The sequence below is a fragment of the Rhodococcus sp. LW-XY12 genome (assembly GCF_019317345.1).
GTDB classification, from domain to species: domain Bacteria; phylum Actinomycetota; class Actinomycetes; order Mycobacteriales; family Mycobacteriaceae; genus Rhodococcus; species Rhodococcus pyridinivorans.
Window position 1 is genome coordinate 4241871 of record NZ_CP079225.1, and the last position, 17269, is coordinate 4259139.

1 protein-coding gene (running past one end of the window) is annotated in these 17269 nt (G+C 67.1%); it reads right to left on the reverse strand.

Annotated features, from left to right (window positions below):
* Positions 1-17269 carry the 3' portion of a non-ribosomal peptide synthase/polyketide synthase gene (locus KXC42_RS19635; RefSeq protein ID WP_219129430.1) on the reverse strand. 13292 nt of this gene lie beyond the right edge of the window, so only the last 17269 of its 30561 coding nucleotides appear in the window; its start codon lies beyond the right edge, outside the window; its stop codon occupies positions 1-3.

Genomic DNA, 17269 nt, shown 5'->3' on the forward strand with positions numbered 1-17269 from the left:
TCAGCTCTCCCGCTCGGAGAGCACCGCGTCGAGCACGGGCACGATGACGTCGAGCGCATCGGGTGAGGTCATCTGCCAGTGCGTCGCCGGCACCTGATGGTTGTCGACGGCACCCGTCACGGCCGCGTTCCAGCCGGACGCTCCGCGTGTTCCGGTCGGGTCGTCGGCTGCGGCGGTGAAGTAGACGATGTCGCCGTCGTATGTCCCCGGCCGATGGCCCGCCATCAGCTCGGAGTTCCGCTGTGCCGCCGCGACCAGCCTGGTCATCACACGTCTCGTGTCGTCCTCGGTGTTGCCCGTAAGTGAGGCGACGGACGTGACGAGGTCGTCGATGTCCTCAGCGCCGGCTGCGTCTGCATCGTCGAGTCCGAATCCGGCGAGCAGCTCGCTCATCGACACATCGCTCGACTCGCCGGTCCGTGCACCGTTGCCGGCGACACTGTCGAGCATCACCAACGTGTCGACACGCTCCCCCTCCGCCTGCAGACGAACGGCCATCGCGTGGGCGATCACGCCGCCGAGCGACCAGCCGAACAACCGATACGGCCCCTCGGGCTGCGCGGCCCGCAGTTCATCGACGTAGCGCGCCGCGAGTTCGTCGAGGGTGGCGGGCTCGAAGTCGTCCTCGGTGACGGCCGGGGTCTGCAGACCGTAGACGGGTGCGTCGTGATCGAGCTGACGCGCGAGGGCGGTGTAACACCACGACAATCCGACGATCGGGTGGACGAAGAACAGCGGCGTACCTGCACCCCGGGTCCGGATCGGCAGGACCGGGGCCACGGACTCTTCGACGTCACCGGCACTTTCACGATCGATGAGCGCCGCGAGTCCTTCGACGCCGGGTTCCCGGAACAGCCACTGCAGAGGTACTCGCGTGGGGAGTTCCGCGTTCAACCGGGAGACGAGCTTGGTTGCCACCAACGAATTGCCACCGAGTCCGAAGAAGTCGTCGTCCAGGCCCACCTGCTCGACACCGAGCACCTCGGCGAACACCGACGCCACGATCTGCTCGACATCGGTGACCGGCGCCCGGAACTCCCGCGCCGCGAGTTCGGGCTCCGGCAATGCCCTGCGATCGAGCTTCCCGGACGCATTGAGCGGTAGCGCATCCAGAACGACGAACTGCGCCGGGACCATGTACCGGGGAAGGGATGCTCCCAGTGCGTCACGAACGCTGTCGAGTTCGACGGTTGTGCCCGCAGCAGGAACAACATAGGCCACCAACTGCGGACCGAATTCACCTTCGTGTACCACGACGGCTGCCTGTCCGATCTCGGGCAGGCCCGTCAGAGCAGTCTCGATCTCCCCGAGTTCGATCCGCAGACCGCGCACCTTGACCTGGAAGTCGGTGCGGCCGAGGTACTCCAGCATGCCGTCGGCGTTCCACCGAACCCTGTCACCGGTGCGGTAGAGCCGGCCACCTCCGGTCGTGAACGGGTCCGCGACGAAGCGCTCGGCCGTCAGGTCGGCTCGTCCGATGTACCCGCGCGCCACCTGGACGCCCGACAGGTACAACTCGCCCTGCACTCCGACCGGGACCGGGTTCAGACGTCCGTCGAGCACGTAGGCACGGACACCGCGGAGCGGTACACCGATCGGAACCGACACGGATTCCGTGCCCACACATCGGAACGCCGTAGACGTCACAGTCACCTCGGTCGGGCCGTAGGTGTTGTCCAGTACCGCATCCGAACGCGACACGACACGTGCAACGAGATCCGGCGAGAGCGCCTCACCGCCCGCCGAAAGATACCGCAGCGACGACGGAAGCTCGAGTCCTTCGTCCGCAACGAACAACGCCAACATCGATGGGACGAACTCCATGATGCACACATCCCACCGACGTGCGACCTGCACCAGATACTCCGGGTCCCGGTGGCCGCCGGGCTCCGCGATCACGAGACGCGCACCCATCTGCAGCGGGTAGAACAGCTCCCACACGCTGGCATCGAACGTGATCGGTGTCTTGTGAAGCGCGGTATCTCCCGGACCCAGGCCGTACCGTTCCGCCATCCACGCGATCTGATTGACGACCGATCGGTGCGAGACGGTGACGCCCTTCGGTCGCCCCGTCGATCCCGACGTGAAGATGACGTACGCCGTGTTGTCCGGGTGCGGCGCAACCGGGAGAACCGAGCTCACGTCGTGCGCATCGAGATCGATCGTCTCGACGTCCACCGCGACTGCAGACGCCGGAAGCGAAGCTCCATCCGTTGCCGTGGTGAGAGTCAGCAACGGTGCTGCGGTCTCGAGGACGTACGCCGTCCGGTCGAGCGGATGTTCCGGATCGATCGGTAGATATCCCCCACCTGCCCGCAGGATCGCATAGATCGCGACCAGCATGTTCGGCGACCGACTCATGCAGACGCCGACCAACACTTCGGGCCCGACCCCATGTCCGATGAGGTACCCGGCGAGCGCGTCGACCCGACGATCGAACTCGCCGTAGTCGAGGACATCGTCGCCGAACACAACTGCCGGTGCGTGCGGCGTGCGCTGCGCCTGAGTGGTGAACCCGTCGAGCAGCAGAGCATCGGTTACCGGTACCGCGGTGTCGTTCCACTCTGTCAGGATGCGGTGCCGCTCGGCATCCTCCATTACGTCCACATCACCGATGAATAGATCCGGATCGGCGGTCGTCGTCGAGAGAAGCCGGACCAGGCGCTCCGCCATCAGATCGACGGTGTCTGCATCGAAAATGTCTGTGGCGTAGTCGATCTGACCGAGGTACCCGTCACCGCCCGGCGTCTCGGCAAGACTGAAGGACAAATCGAACTGCGCGGACTTGCGATCGAATTCCAACGCCGAGAGGGAAAGTCCGGGGAGTTCGACTGCAGACTGGGTGTAGTTCTGGAAGGCCAGCATCACCTGGAACAATGGAGAGAACGACTGGGACCGTACCGGGTTGATCCGGTCCACCAATTTCTCAAACGGTACATCCGCATGCGCGAACGCCTCGAGATCCGCCCGGGTCGTGGCCGTCATCAACTCACGGAAAGACGAGCTCGGGTCGACCTCGGTCCGCAACACCAGAGTATTGACGAACATCCCGACCAGGTCATCCAGCGCGCGCTCACCACGACCGGCCACCGGAGTGCCGATCGCAATATCGGCGGTACCTGACAATCGGGCCAGCAGCACCGCCAAGGCCGTGTGCACCACCATGAACGGAGTAGCGTGCTGCGCGGTGGCGAGCTGCCTGACGCGAGCCACGACTTCCGGCGGGACCGTGAAATCGACGCGTGCGCCCAACCCGCCCCGAGTCGCCGGGCGTGGCCGATCGGTAGGAAGATCCAATGCGTCCGGCAGATCCGCAAGGAACCCGGTCCAGTAATCGAGTTGTCGGGAGATCATCGAGTCCGGATCGGATTCGTCACCGAGCACGGCACGTTGCCACAGTGCGAAGTCCGCATACTGCACCTCGAGCGGTGGCCATGCGGGAGCTTGCCCTGCGATGCGAGCGGTGTAGGCAACGACGACGTCCCGCGCCAACAGTCCGATCGAAACCCCATCGGCAGCGATGTGGTGCACAACCAGCGCAAGGACGTGTTCGTCCTCGTCGATCCGCAGTAGTGCACCACGAATCGGCGGCGCGTTCGTGACGTCGAAACCACTGGTGAGAAGCTCGGTGACGCGGAGTCGTAGCTCGTCCTCATCAGCCACCCGAACAGGTTCGAGGCCGGCCGGTATCCAACCTGCAGGAAGCACCTTCTGGGTGCCCACGCCGTCTACTTCCGGATACTCCGTGCGCAGCACCTCGTGCCGGGAAATCACATCCCGCATCGCTCTCTCGAGGGCCTCGATGTCGAGGTCGCCGCTCAGGCGAATTGCAAACGGAATGTTGTACGCCGCCGACTCCGGATCGAACCGGTTCAGGAACCACATCCGCTGCTGGGCGAGTGAGAGCGGAATCTGATCGGGACGTTCTTGTGCCACCAGCGGAACCACAGCACCGGCACCGGCCCGTCCTTCGAGGTTCGCAGCGAGAGTTTCGACGGTCGGCGCATCGAACAACGAACGCAACGGGACTCGCGCCTCGACGGCCGCTCCGAGACGGGACACGACCTGGGTCGCCACGAGGGAGTTGCCGCCGAGGGCGAAGAAGTCGTCGTCCAGGCCGACCTGCTCGACACCGAGTACGTCTGCGAACACCGATGCGACAGCACGTTGGGTTTCCGTGACCGGGGCACGGAACTCCCGCTCCTCGAGCTCCGGAGCCGGTAGCGCCTTCCGGTCCAGCTTTCCGGACGCATTGAGGGGCAACGAATCCAGCACGACGAACTGTGTCGGAACCATGTACGACGGCAGCACTTCGCCGAGAGCGCCACGCAGCTGGGTCGCGTCGACGTCACCCACCGGAACGATGTAACCGACCAGCTGATCCGACCGGACGTCGACCGCTGCTGCAGCGATCCGATCCGTGCCGCGCAGCACCGCTTCGATCTCGCCGATCTCGATGCGCTGGCCGCGCAGTTTGGCCTGCAGGTCGTTGCGACCGACGTATTCGAGTTCGCCGTCGCGGTTCCACCGAACGAGATCGCCGGTGCGGTAGAATCTCTCGCCGGTACCACCGGCCGGGTCGGCCACGAAACGTTCGGCAGTCAGTCCCGCACGTCCCTCGTATCCACGCGCGACCTGGATGCCCGACAGATACAGTTCGCCCATCACGCCGACGGGCACGGGGCGCAGTCGCGCGTCCAGCACACGCGCGTGCGTGTTCCATACAGGTGTACCGATGGGAACCACGACGTCGTCGTCGGCGCTCGCCTCACGGTGCGTCGCCTGAATCGTCACCTCGGTTGGGCCGTAGAGATTGTGCACGTCCGCGCCGAACTTCGAACGGGCACGCTCGGCGGTCGCCGACGACAATGCTTCTCCACCGGCGAACACCGCTCGCAATGCCGGGGTCGGCTCCGTCGACTCATCGAGCACGGCGTCGAGCACGATCGGTACGAACTGTGCGATCGTGATGTCGAAGTCCACCAGCGCCCGAGCGAGATAGGCGGGGTCGCGGTGTCCGTCGTGCGATGCGATCACGAGGCGGGCACCGGAGATCAGCGGCAGCATGAACTCCCACACCGAAGCGTCGAAGGTCGCGGGAGTCTTGAGCAACACCACATCGGAGGGTCCGACATCGAACTGCTCTTGCATCCAGGCAAGTTGGTTGACCACAGCGGCGTGCGTGACCGCGACGCCCTTCGGCCGCCCTGTCGAGCCCGACGTGAACAGTACGTAGGCGACGTTCTCCGGCCGCAACTCTCCGCGACGTTCATCGGCCGCCAACGGCTCGGAATCGAAGCCGGAAAGATCGACGGTGTCGACCACAATCACTTCACGATCGGTACGGAACTCTGTTCCAGAAGTCGTCAGAACGACCGCCGGATCGGTGATGTCGAGAACGTAGCCGACACGCTCCGACGGCTGTTCGGGATCCACGGGCACGTAGGCGCCGCCGGCCGCGAGGACCGCGTAGATGCTCACCACGAGATCGACAGACCGCCCGATTGCGACCGCGACGGTGGAGTCCGGAGAAACTCCGACCGAAATCAGGTACCGAGCAAGAGAATTGACTCGTCTTGAGAACTCGCGATAGGTGAGAGTCGTGTCCTGAGCGGAGACCGCGGCAGCGTCGGGGGTTGCCGCTACGCTTTCGCTGAACCATTCGGGGACAGTCATCGGCCCCACGAGTTCACGTGTCGCAGACTCACCGAGTGCGCGTAGTTTTTCCGTCTCCGCAGGTAGCATCCACGGCAAGTCACCGACCGCCGCTGCTGCGTCGGTGACGACGGCGTCGAGTATTCGCAGGAAACGCTGCGCGATCGCGCCGACCGTCGCATCGTCGAACAGGTCGGTGGCATACGTCCACGCCATCGCGATACCTGCGGGCTCGTTGGCATCCGATATCGTTTCGTGCACTGTGACCTGAAGGTCGGTCATCGCATGACCGAGCGGCACTTCGACCGGCGACATGCGGACTCCACCGAGACGGAAGTCGGTGGTCTGTGCATTCTGCAGGGTCAGCATGACCTGGAACAGCGGGTTCCGAGACTGCGATCGAGTGGGCGCGAGCACGTCGACCAGCGACTCGAACGGGATGTCCGCGTGGGAGAACGCCTTCAGGTCGATACTCTTGACCGAGTCGAGCAACTCGAGGAACGGCACACTCGGTTCGATTTCGGTTCGCAGTACGAGAGTGTTCACGAACATGCCGACGAGATCGTCGAGCTCGGCGTGGCCACGTCCGGCGACAGGTGTGCCGATGACGATGTCGGTGCTGCCACTCAGTGCTGCAAGCTCGACTGCCAACACGGAGTGAAGCACCATGAAGAGAGTTGCATTGCGTTCTCGCGCCAAGCGTGTCAGCCCGGCGTGGACCGTTCGGTCGACCGTGATGGTGTGTGTCGCGCCGCGGTGGGATGCGATCGCCGGCCGAGGCCGGTCCCACGGCAACTCCAACTGCTCGGGGGCACCCGTGAGCGTCTCGATCCAGAAGCGAATCTGACCGGCCATGACACTGCTCGCGTCATCGGCCGAACCCAACATCTCACGTTGCCACAATGCGTAATCTGCGTACTGCACGGCCAGGGGCGACCACGTGGGTACGGTCCCTTGATCCCGAGCTGCGTACGCCAGCATGATATCCCGCGTCAGCGGCCCGGCAGAGAAGCCGTCACCTGCGATGTGATGCACGACGAATACGAGAACGAACTCGTTCTCTGCAGGTTTGTACAGTCGCGCGGCCAGCGGCACTTCGGTCGTCACATCGAAACCGGTGGATACGAATTCGGCGAGGCGACCGAGGATCTCGCTCTCACTCACCGGTATGGGAGAGAGGTCCACGTCGACGTCCGATGCCGGCAGGATTCTCTGCACGCCGATTCCGTTGATCTCCGGATACACGGTGCGCAGGATCTCGTGACGGTCGAGAAGGTCCTCGACGGCGTGCTGGAGTGCCGGCACGTTCAGGTCACCGGACAACCGGATCGCCAGCGGAATGTTGTAGGTCGCGGACGCCGGATCGAAGCGGTTGAGGAACCACATCCGCCGCTGAGCGAGGGACAGCGGCACATGTTCGGGTCTGGTCCTCGCTGTGAGTGCAGGCCGGTTGCCGGAACCACTTCGCCTTTCCGCAGCAGCTGCGAGGTCGGAGACCTTCGAGGATTCGAACAACAGGCGCACTGGAATCTGCGCTTCGAATGCGTTGCCGAGACGGGCAGCGACACGTGTGGCGATGAGCGAGTTGCCACCGAGATCGAAGAAGTCGTCGTCGGCACCGACTCGTTCCAGGCCGAGGACCTCCGCAAATACGCCGGCAACAATCTCTTCTGCAACCGTAGTCGGAGCGCGGAAGTCGCCGCTACCGAATACGGGATCGGGGAGCGCGCGGCGGTCGATCTTTCCGGATGTGTTCAGCGGCATCCTCGGCAGCGCGATGATGCTCGAGGGCACCATGTAGCGGGGAACCTTCGATGCAACTGCCACGGCGAGGGAGTCCGTATCGATATCCGCGCCGTCTTCCGGCACGACATAGGCAACGAGATGGTCTCCGAGTGTTTGGTGGGAGTGCACGATGACCACGCATTGACGGACCGTCGCATCACCGAGAAGCGCCGACTCGATCTCGCCCAGTTCGATGCGAAGTCCCCGCAACTTCACCTGGAAGTCCGAGCGTCCGACGTACTCGAGTTCCGATGCCCGATTCCATCGAACGAGGTCACCGGTACGGTACATCCGACCGCCGTCGCCACCGAACGGATCGGCGACGAACCGCTCGACTGTCAGATCGGGGCGTTCCACATAGCCGCGGGCAAGCTGAACTCCGGCGAGGTACAGCTCCCCTGTCACGCCGACGGGCACCGGACGGAGATGCGCGTCCAATACGTACATCCCGACGGGACCCTGCGCCGCCCCGATCGGAATTACATTCAGGTCGGTGGCAGAGACTGCGTGGCGGCTGACGGATACTGCCGCTTCGGTCGGACCGTACTCGTTCGACAGCGCCGTCGCGGCGTTGACAGTGCGGAAGGCCCCGGCGAGCTTGGGGGTGAAGACTTCTCCACCGCAGAACACCTGGCGGAGGGAGGCGAGTTCGCCCGGTTCGGCGGACGCAACCAGCTCGGTGAGCATCGACGGGACGAAGTGTGCAGATGTCACCTGGTTCTCGACAATTGCCTCGATGAGACGTCGAGGATCGCGGTGCGCGTCAGGTGCGGCGACGACCAGTCGGGCGCCCGATGTGAGGGGCCACCAGAACTCGCGAACCGACGCATCGAAAGTGAACGGTGTTTTCTGCAGGACTGTGTCATCGGCGCCCAGGCCGTAGGCATTCTGTCGCCACGACAATGAAGCAACGACCGCACTGTGGGGAACTGCAACACCCTTCGGCCGCCCGGTCGAACCGGACGTGAAAATCACGTAGGCGATGTTCTCGACATGCAGCGGCGCGTTCCTGTCGGCGTCCGAAACGGTCCGTTCGGAGTAGTTTCCGAGCTCGAGGGTGTCGATCTGAACGATCTCGAGATCATGGTCCGTGGCGAAATCGTCGCCGGACGTCGAGAGGACCAGGAGTGGGTCGGCGGTCCCGAGGACGTAGTCGTTGCGGTCCTGCGGCAAATCGGGATCAACAGGAACGTATGCGCCGCCCGCCTTGGCCACTGCGTACATACCGATCAACAGGTTCGCCGATCGACGCAGCGCCAGGGCGACCAAGGTGTCGGGACCGACCCCGCGGGACACGAGGTACCGGGCCATCGCATTGACCTGCGCATCGAACTGCGCGTACGACAGGGTCACGCCGTCGGCCGACAGTGCCGGCGCATCGGGCGTCCGCGTCACCTGACGGTCGAACAGATCGACGAGAGTCTCGCTGTGCAGGGGTTTGACGCCACGGTCCCACTGGACGAGTGCCCGTTCGGCGGGTTCCAAGATGTCGATGTCACCGACCGCTACCTCGGGCTCGGCAGTGACGGCACCGAGTATCCGACGGAACCGATCTCCGAATGCATCGATCGTGGAACCGTCGAACAGGTCGGTAGCGTAGATGAATTCAGCTGTCCACCCCGAAGGATCTCCTGCTGCGTCGTGCGAATCGGTCAGCGTCAACTGCAGGTCGAACCGAGCTTCGGCGAAGTCCGTGTCGAGCGCGGAGATGGTCAGCTCGTCGAGTTCGAACACCGACTGCTGCATGTTCTGGAAGACGAGCATGACCTGGAACAACGGTGTTCGCGACTGCGAGCGGGGCGGATCGAGCACCTCGACGAGCCGCTCGAACGGCACGTCCGCGTTGCCGAAGGTGCCCAGGTCGGTGTCGCGCACCTGCGCGAGCAGCTCGGTGAACGGCAAAGCCGGGTCGATGTCGTTGCGCAGCACGAGGGTGTTGACGAACATGCCGATCAGGTCGTCGAGTTCGGCCTCCCCGCGACCCGCGACGGGCGTGCCGATGGTGACGTCGCGGGTGCCGGCGAGTTTCGCGAGCAGGACGGCGAGTGCGGCGTGCACGACCATGAAGGTGGTCGCGTTGTGTTCGCGTGCGAGGCGTTGCAGCGCACCGACGGTGGTGGCGTCGATCTGGAAGGTGTGCCGTGCACCGCGGTTGGTGGCGACCGGCGGACGCGGGTGGTCGAGCGGCAGTTCGAGCGGCTCGGGCAGGTCACCGAGTCGTTCGGTCCAGTAGGCCAGTTCACGTGCGACGAGACTGTCCGGATCGTCCTCGGATCCGAGCAGTTCGCGTTGCCACAGAGCGTAATCCGCGTATTGGACGGCGAGCGGCGACCACGACGGTGCCTCCCCGCGGCGACGCGCGTCGTAGGCGACCATGACGTCGCGGGTCAGCGGTCCCATCGAGAAGCCGTCCGCGGCTACGTGGTGCACGACGAAGACGAGCACGTACTCGTCGTCGCCGACCTGATAGAGGCGGGTGCGGACCGGTACCTCGGACGTGACGTCGAATCCGGCGTTCACGAATTCGACGACGGTGGGCAGGATGTCGGCCTCGTCGATCGGCACGGGCGTGACATCCGGGCGCACTTGGGAGACGGGCAGCACGACCTGATGGCCGACACCATCGGCTTCCGGGTAGACGGTGCGCAGGATCTCGTGGCGCGCGAACAGATCCGCGACGGCGTCTTCCAGGGCCGTGAGGTGCAGAGAACCGGTGAGGCGGATGGCGACCGGGATGTTGTACGCGGCGGAGTCGGGGTCGAGGCGGTTGAGGAACCACATCCGCTGCTGCGCGAGCGAGAGCGGCACCGAGTCGGGTCGCGGTTGCGTCTGCAGTGCCGGGCGGCCACCGGATCCGGCGTGTTCCTCGGCCCGCACGGCCAGTGCTGCCACGGTGGGTGCCTCGAACAGCACGCGCAGCGGGACGCGCACGTCGAGTGCGGTGGCGAGTCGCGCGATGACCTGGGTGGCGATCAGTGAGTTGCCGCCGAGTTCGAAGAAGTCGTCGTCCGCGCCGACGCGGTCGACGCCGAGCAGGTCGCGGTAGATGCCGGCGACAATCTCTTCGATCGGGGTGGACGGCGCGCGGTACGCGCGCGTCGCGACCTCCGGTGCGGGCAGCGCCTTGCGGTCGATCTTGCCGTTCGCGTTGAGCGGCAGCGCGTCGAGGATCACGACGACCGACGGCACCATGTAGCTCGGAAGACTCTGTGCGAGTGCGTCCTTCACGGTGTTCGCGTGCAGGGACTCGTCGCCGGTGAGGTAGGCGACGATCCGGTCACCGGTGTGCGGGTCGCTGTGCACGACCGTCACGGCCTGCGCCACACCCGGCTGTGCCCGCAGTGCGGTGTCGATCTCGCCGAGTTCGATGCGGAAGCCGCGGAGTTTGACCTGGAAGTCGGCGCGGCCGCGGTAGTCGAGGGTGCCGTCCTCGTTCCAGGCGACGATGTCACCGGTGCGGTAGAGGCGCGCGCCGGATCCGAGCGGGTCGGCGACGAACCGGTCGGCGGTGAGGTCGGGGCGTCCGGCGTAGCCACGTGCGAGCTGGGCGCCCGCGAGATACAGCTCGCCCGTCACACCCACCGGCACGGGGCGGAGGCGACCGTCGAGGACGTGGACGCGCGTGTTCCACTCCGGGCGGCCGATCGGCACCGAGTCGGTGTCGTCGCCGGTCACCGCGTGCGCGGTCACGGAGACGGCGGCCTCTGTCGGCCCGTACAGGTTGACCAGGTCGACGTCGGGGTGGAGCGAGCGGAACCGCTGGGCTAGCGCGGAGGGCAGCGCCTCACCGATCGCGAGGATGCGCCGCAGCGACGGGCTCAGCGCATCGCCGGCCGTGTCGAGCAGCGCCTCGAGCATCGACGGCACGACGTGCAGAGTGGTCACGGACTTCTGCCGTATGACCGCGTCGAGATAGGCCGGGTCGCGATGACCGTCGGGTGCGGCGACGACGAGTCGACCGCCGGAGACGAGTGCCGACCAGAACTCCCACACCGACAGGTCGAACGTCGCGGCCGTCTTCAGCAGCGCGGCGTCGTCGGGGAACAGACCGAAATGCCCTGTCTTCCAGAGCAACTGGTTGGCTATCGCCGCATGCGGAACTGCGACACCCTTCGGTCGTCCAGTGGAACCCGACGTGAAGATGACGTAGGCGAGGTGCTGCGGGTCGAGCGGAACACGACGTTCGGTGTCACGCACCGGGCTGTCGTCGAGCGCGTCGAGTTCGGGTGCGTCGACGTGCACCACGGCGCGACCGCCGGCATCGAAGTCGTCGTCGCGACCGGTCAGCACGCAGACGGGGTCGGCGACCGACAGGATGTAGTCGATTCGCTCGCGGGGGTGATCGGGGTCGAGGGGGACGTACGCGCCGCCGGCCTTCGCGACGGCGTACATGCCCACGAGCAACTCGACGGAGCGACGCATCCCCAGCGCAACCGCCGTCTCGGGCCCCACGCCGAGGTCGATCAGGTGACGGGCGAGACGGTTGACCCGTCCGTCGAACTCGCGGTAGGTGAGGGAGCCGGCCTCGTGATCGAGCGCGACGGCGTCCGGCCGGGCCGCGACCTGCGCGTCGAACAGCGACACCAGCGTTCCGACGGGAACGTCGTGCCGAGTGTCGTTCCACTCGTGCAGGATTCGCGTTCGCTCGACGGTGTCGAGGATGTCGAGATCACCGACGGGACGGTTGGGTTCGGCGACGATGCTGTCGAGCAACCGGACGAACCGATCGACGAACCCGCGGGCCGTCGACTCGTCGAACAGGGCCGACGCATAGGTCAGGTAGCCGACGATGCCGGTGGGTGTACCCGACTCGTCGTAGCGGTCCTGGACGATCCAGTGCAGGTCGAACTGCGAGGTGTCGTGTTCGAGGTCGACGAGGGCGACGTCGAGTCCGGGCAGCGCGAGGGTGCCCTGTTCGAAGTTCTGGAACGAGAAGCCGACCTGGAACAGCGGGTGCCGCGCGGTGGAGCGCTGCGGGTTGAGCACCTCGACGAGCCGCTCGAACGGCACATCGGCGTGCGCGAAGGCCCGCAGGTCGGATTCGCGGACGGCCGCGAGCAGGTCGTCGAAGGTGACGGCGCCGGATACCCGGGTGCGCAGCACGAGGGTGTTGACGAACATGCCGATCAGGTCGTCGAGTTCACGTTCGCCGCGACCCGCGATGGGTGTGCCGACGGCGATGTCGTCGCTGTCGGACAGTCGCGCGAGCAGCACCGACAGGGCGGCGTGCACGGCCATGAACAGCGTGGCGTGACGGCTCTGGGCGAGGTCGACGAGCCGGGCGTGGAGGTCGGCGTCGATGCGGATCTCGACGCGTCCGCCCTCGTAGGACTGCACGGCGGGCCGCCGGCGGTCGGTCGGCAGCGACAGTTGGTCGGGCAGTCCGGCGAGGGCACCGCGCCAGTAGTCGAGTTGCTGCGACACCAGCGAGTCGGGATCGTCCTCGGACCCGAGCACACGACGCTGCCACAGCGCGTAGTCGGCGTACTGCACCGGCAGGGGCGCCCACTCGGGCTCGGAGCCGGTGAGGGCCGAGGTGTAGGCGACGAGCAGGTCGCGCACCATCGGGGCGATCGAGAAGCCGTCGCCGGAGATGTGGTGGACGACCATCGCGAGGACGTAGTCGTCGGCGCCGAGTTCGAAGAGCCCGATCCGCAGCGGCACCTCGGTGGTGACGTCGAAACGGCCGGTCGCGAACGGCGCGACCGCCGCGAGCAGGGCGTCGTCCCCACCGGCGACGGTGTGGACCTCGATGTCCGGAGCGGTGTCGGCGGCCGGCAGCACGACCTGCACCGGCCCGTCCGGGGTGTCGGGGTAGACGGTGCGCAGCGATTCGTGTCGCTCGACGACGTGGGCGACCGCGATGCGCAGCAGGTCGACGTCGACCGAGCCCGACAGACGGATCGCCATCGGCAGGTTGTAGGCCGCCGAGTCCGGATCGAAGCGGTTGAGGAACCACATCCGCTGCTGGGCGAGCGACAGCGGCACCTGTTCGGGCCGCTCCCCCGCGGCGAGCGCGGGTCGCGCGGCCTGCTCACCGTGCTCGGCCACCGCGGCGGCGAGCGCTTCGACGGTGGGATGTTCGAACAGCGTGCGCAGCGGGATGTCCGCGCCGAGCGCGGCACCGATGCGGGCGATCACGCGGGTCGCGATGAGTGAGTTGCCGCCGAGCGCGAAGAAGTCGTCGTCGAGACCGACCCGCTCCACCTCGAGCACCTCGGCGATCGCGGCCGCGACCGCCTGTTCCGTAGGGGTGACGGGAGGGCGGAACTCCCGGATCGCGGCGAGGGGCGCGGGCAGAGCGCGACGGTCGAGCTTGCCGGATGCGTTGAGCGGAAACGCGTCGAGCACCATGAGCACGTCGGGCACCATGTAGCGCGGCAGCGACCTGCCGACCGCCGCACGCGCCGCCTCGATGTCGACACTCGCGCCTGAGGACGGGACGACGTAGCCGACGAGTTGCCGGCCGTGGTCGCCGTCGTGCACGACCATCACGGCTTGCGCGATCTCCGGCAGCGCAGTCAGGGCGCTCTCGATCTCGCCGAGTTCGATGCGCAGACCGCGCACCTTGACCTGGAAGTCGGTGCGGCCCAGGAAGTCCACCTCACCACTGGGCAGGATACGGACGAGATCGCCGGTGCGGTAGAGGCGTTCGCCGTCAGGTGCGGCGACGAACCGTTCGGCGGTGAGGTCGGGACGGGCGTGGTAGCCGCGTGCGACCTGCACTCCCCCGAGGTAGAGCTCACCGGGCACCCCGATCGGCACCGGGCGGAGTCGCGCGTCGAGCACCTGCACGGTGGTGTTGCGGATCGGACGGCCGATCGGGACGCTGCCCGCGTGCTCGCCTTCGACGCGCAGGACCGTTGCGGTCACGGTGGTTTCGGTGGGTCCGTAGGTGTTGTCGAGCGCCGCCGTCGATCGTGCGGCGAAGTCGGCGGCGAGATCGGCCGGCAGGGCTTCGCCGCCGACGGACAGGTAGCGCAGCGACTCGGGAAGCTGCAGCGCCGGGTCGGCGAGGAACACCGCGAGCATCGACGGGACGAATTCGAGGATGCTCACGCGCTCCTCACGCGACACTCGTGCCAGATAGGCGGGGTCGCGGTGCCCACCCGGAACGGCGACGACGAGGCGTGCCCCGACCTGCAAGGGGTAGAACAGCTCCCACACCGACGCGTCGAACGTGATCGGTGTCTTGTGGAGCGCAGCGTCGGCGGCGCCGAGGTCGTACCGTTCGCGCATCCACGCGATCTGGTTCGCGGCCGAACGATGGCTCACCGCAACACCCTTCGGGCGACCGGTGGAGCCGGAGGTGAAGATGACGTAGGCGGTGTTGTCCGGTCGCAGCGGCGCGACGCGGTCGGCGTCGGTGAGCGGCGCGTCGGAGACCGTCGACGGCGCATCGATCTCGAGCACCGGTGCCGCGGCGGGCAACGAACCCCGATCGGCTGCGGTGGTGAGCACGACGACGGGCCGAGCGAGGTCGAGCACGTACTCGGTGCGGTCGGCGGGATGTTCGGGGTCGAGCGGAACGTACGCTCCCCCGGCCTGCAGGATCGCGTAGATCGCGACCATCATCTCGATGGACCGGCCGGTGTACACGCCGACGAGGCTCTCCGGACCCACACCGAGTCCGACGAGGTGCCGCGCGAGACGGTCGACCCGCGACGCGAACTGCGCGTACGTCAGGGTCGTGTCCTCGAAGATCAGCGCCGGCGCGTCCGGGGTGCGGGCGGCCTGCTGGTCGAAGCGGGCGAGCAGGGTCTCGTCGACGGACCCCGCGTCGGCCGCATTGATTTCGTCCAGCAGGCGGATCTCGTCATCGTCGCGCAGGTCGATGTCGCCGACCGCGATCTCCGGTGCACTCACCGCGGCATCGACGAGTGCCACGAGGCGCTGCGCGGCCTGCGTGATGGTGTCTTCGGTGAACAGGTCCGTGGCGTAGGTGATCGAGCCGTCGATACCGAGGCGTCGGCCGTCGGCGTCGAAGGTCTCCCCGAGGTGGATTTCGAGGTCGAGCTTGGCGCCGGTCGCGCCCGGTTCGACGGTGCTCAGCCGCAGCCCGGGCAGGTCGATCTCCGAGCGCGTGAAGTTGTGCACCACGAGCAGGGTCTGGAACAGCGCCGAGTAGGCCGTGGAGCGGACGGGATCGAGCAGTTCGACGAGTCGCTCGACCGGCACGTCCGGATGCGAGAAGGCCGCGAGGTCGACGTCGCGCACCTGGTCGAGGATCTCGTCGAAGGTGGCGCCGGCGTCGATGCGGGTGCGCAGGACGAGGGTGTTGCCGAACATGCCGACGAGGTCGTCGAGGGCTTCCTCGCCGCGACCGGCGATCTGGGTGCCGATCGGGATGTCGCTGCTCCCCGACCAGCGTGCCAGCAGCACCGCGACGGCCGCGTGGGCGAGCATGAACAGCGTGATGCCGCGTTCGCGGGTGAACTGTGCGACGCGGTCGGCGAGCTCGGCGTCGAGGGCGATCGGGACGGTCGCGCCCCGCGACGACTGCACGGGCGGACGCGGCCGGTCGGTGGGCAGTTCCACCAGGTCGGGCAGGTCGGCGAGGGTGTCGGTCCAGTACGCGAGCTGACGGGCGAGCAGCGACTGCGGGTCGTCCTCGCTGCCGAGGAGCTTCTGCTGCCAGAGCGCGTAGTCGGCATACTGGACGCTCAGCGGCGACCAGCCGGGCTCGGCACCTTCGCGACGCGCGAGGTAGGCGGTGACGACGTCGCGCGACAGCGGTGCCTGCGACCCGCCGTCGCTCGCGATGTGGTGGGCGACGACGGCGAGGACGTGCTCGTCGTCGGCGATGCGGAACAGCCGGGCGCGCACGGGCACGTCGACGGTGAGATCGAAACCGCGCGTGACGAAGTCGGTGAGGACGCCGGTGATGTCGTCGGCCGCGACGTCCTGCGGTCCGAGATCGGACGCGGCCTCGCCGACGGGCACGATCACCTGGGCGGGCCCGGCGTCGCTGTCGGGGAAGACGGTGCGCAGCGCTTCGTGCCGGTCGAGGACGTCGAGCAGCGCGGCCTGCAACGCAGGCACGTCGAGCTCGCCGCTCAGGCGCAGCACCATCGGGATGTTGAAGGCGGCCGAGCCGGGATCGAAGCGGTTGAAGAACCACATGCGCTGCTGCTGGAGCGACAGCGGGATGCGGTCGGGGCGTTCGACGGCCACGAGCTCGGGACGACCGCCGGAACCGGCGGTGCGCGCCACGGCGGCGGTCAGCGCGGCAACCGTCGGAGCGTCGAACACCGTGCGCACGGGCACGGTGGTGTGCAGGGCGGCACCGAGCCGCGCGACGAGTTGGGTCGCGTTGAGCGAGTTGCCGCCGAGCGCGAAGAAGTCGTCGTCGAGGCCCACGCGGTCGACACCGAGCAGGTCGGCGTAGACGGACGCGACCGTCTGTTCCACGGGTGTCTCGGGTGCGCGGAAGGCGCGTGCCTCGAAACCGGGGACGGGCAGTGCCTTCCGGTCGAGCTTGCCGTTGGCGGTGATGGGCAGCGCGTCGAGGACGAGGATCTGCGCGGGCACCATGTACGACGGCAGTTCGTCGGCGAGGCGGTCGCGCAGCACCTGCGGGTCGGCTGCGGTGCCGGTCGCCGGGACGACGTAGCCGATGAGGCGTTCGCCGGTGCGCGCGTCGGTGTGCAGGACGACGACGGCCTGGGCCACCTCGTCGGCGCGGCTCAGCGCCGCTTCGATCTCGCCGAGTTCGATGCGCAGGCCGCGGACCTGCACCTGCGCGTCGCTGCGGCCGACGAAGTCGAGTTCGCCGGTCGCGGTGCGGCGCACGAGATCACCCGTGCGGTACATGAGCCCACCGGTGAAC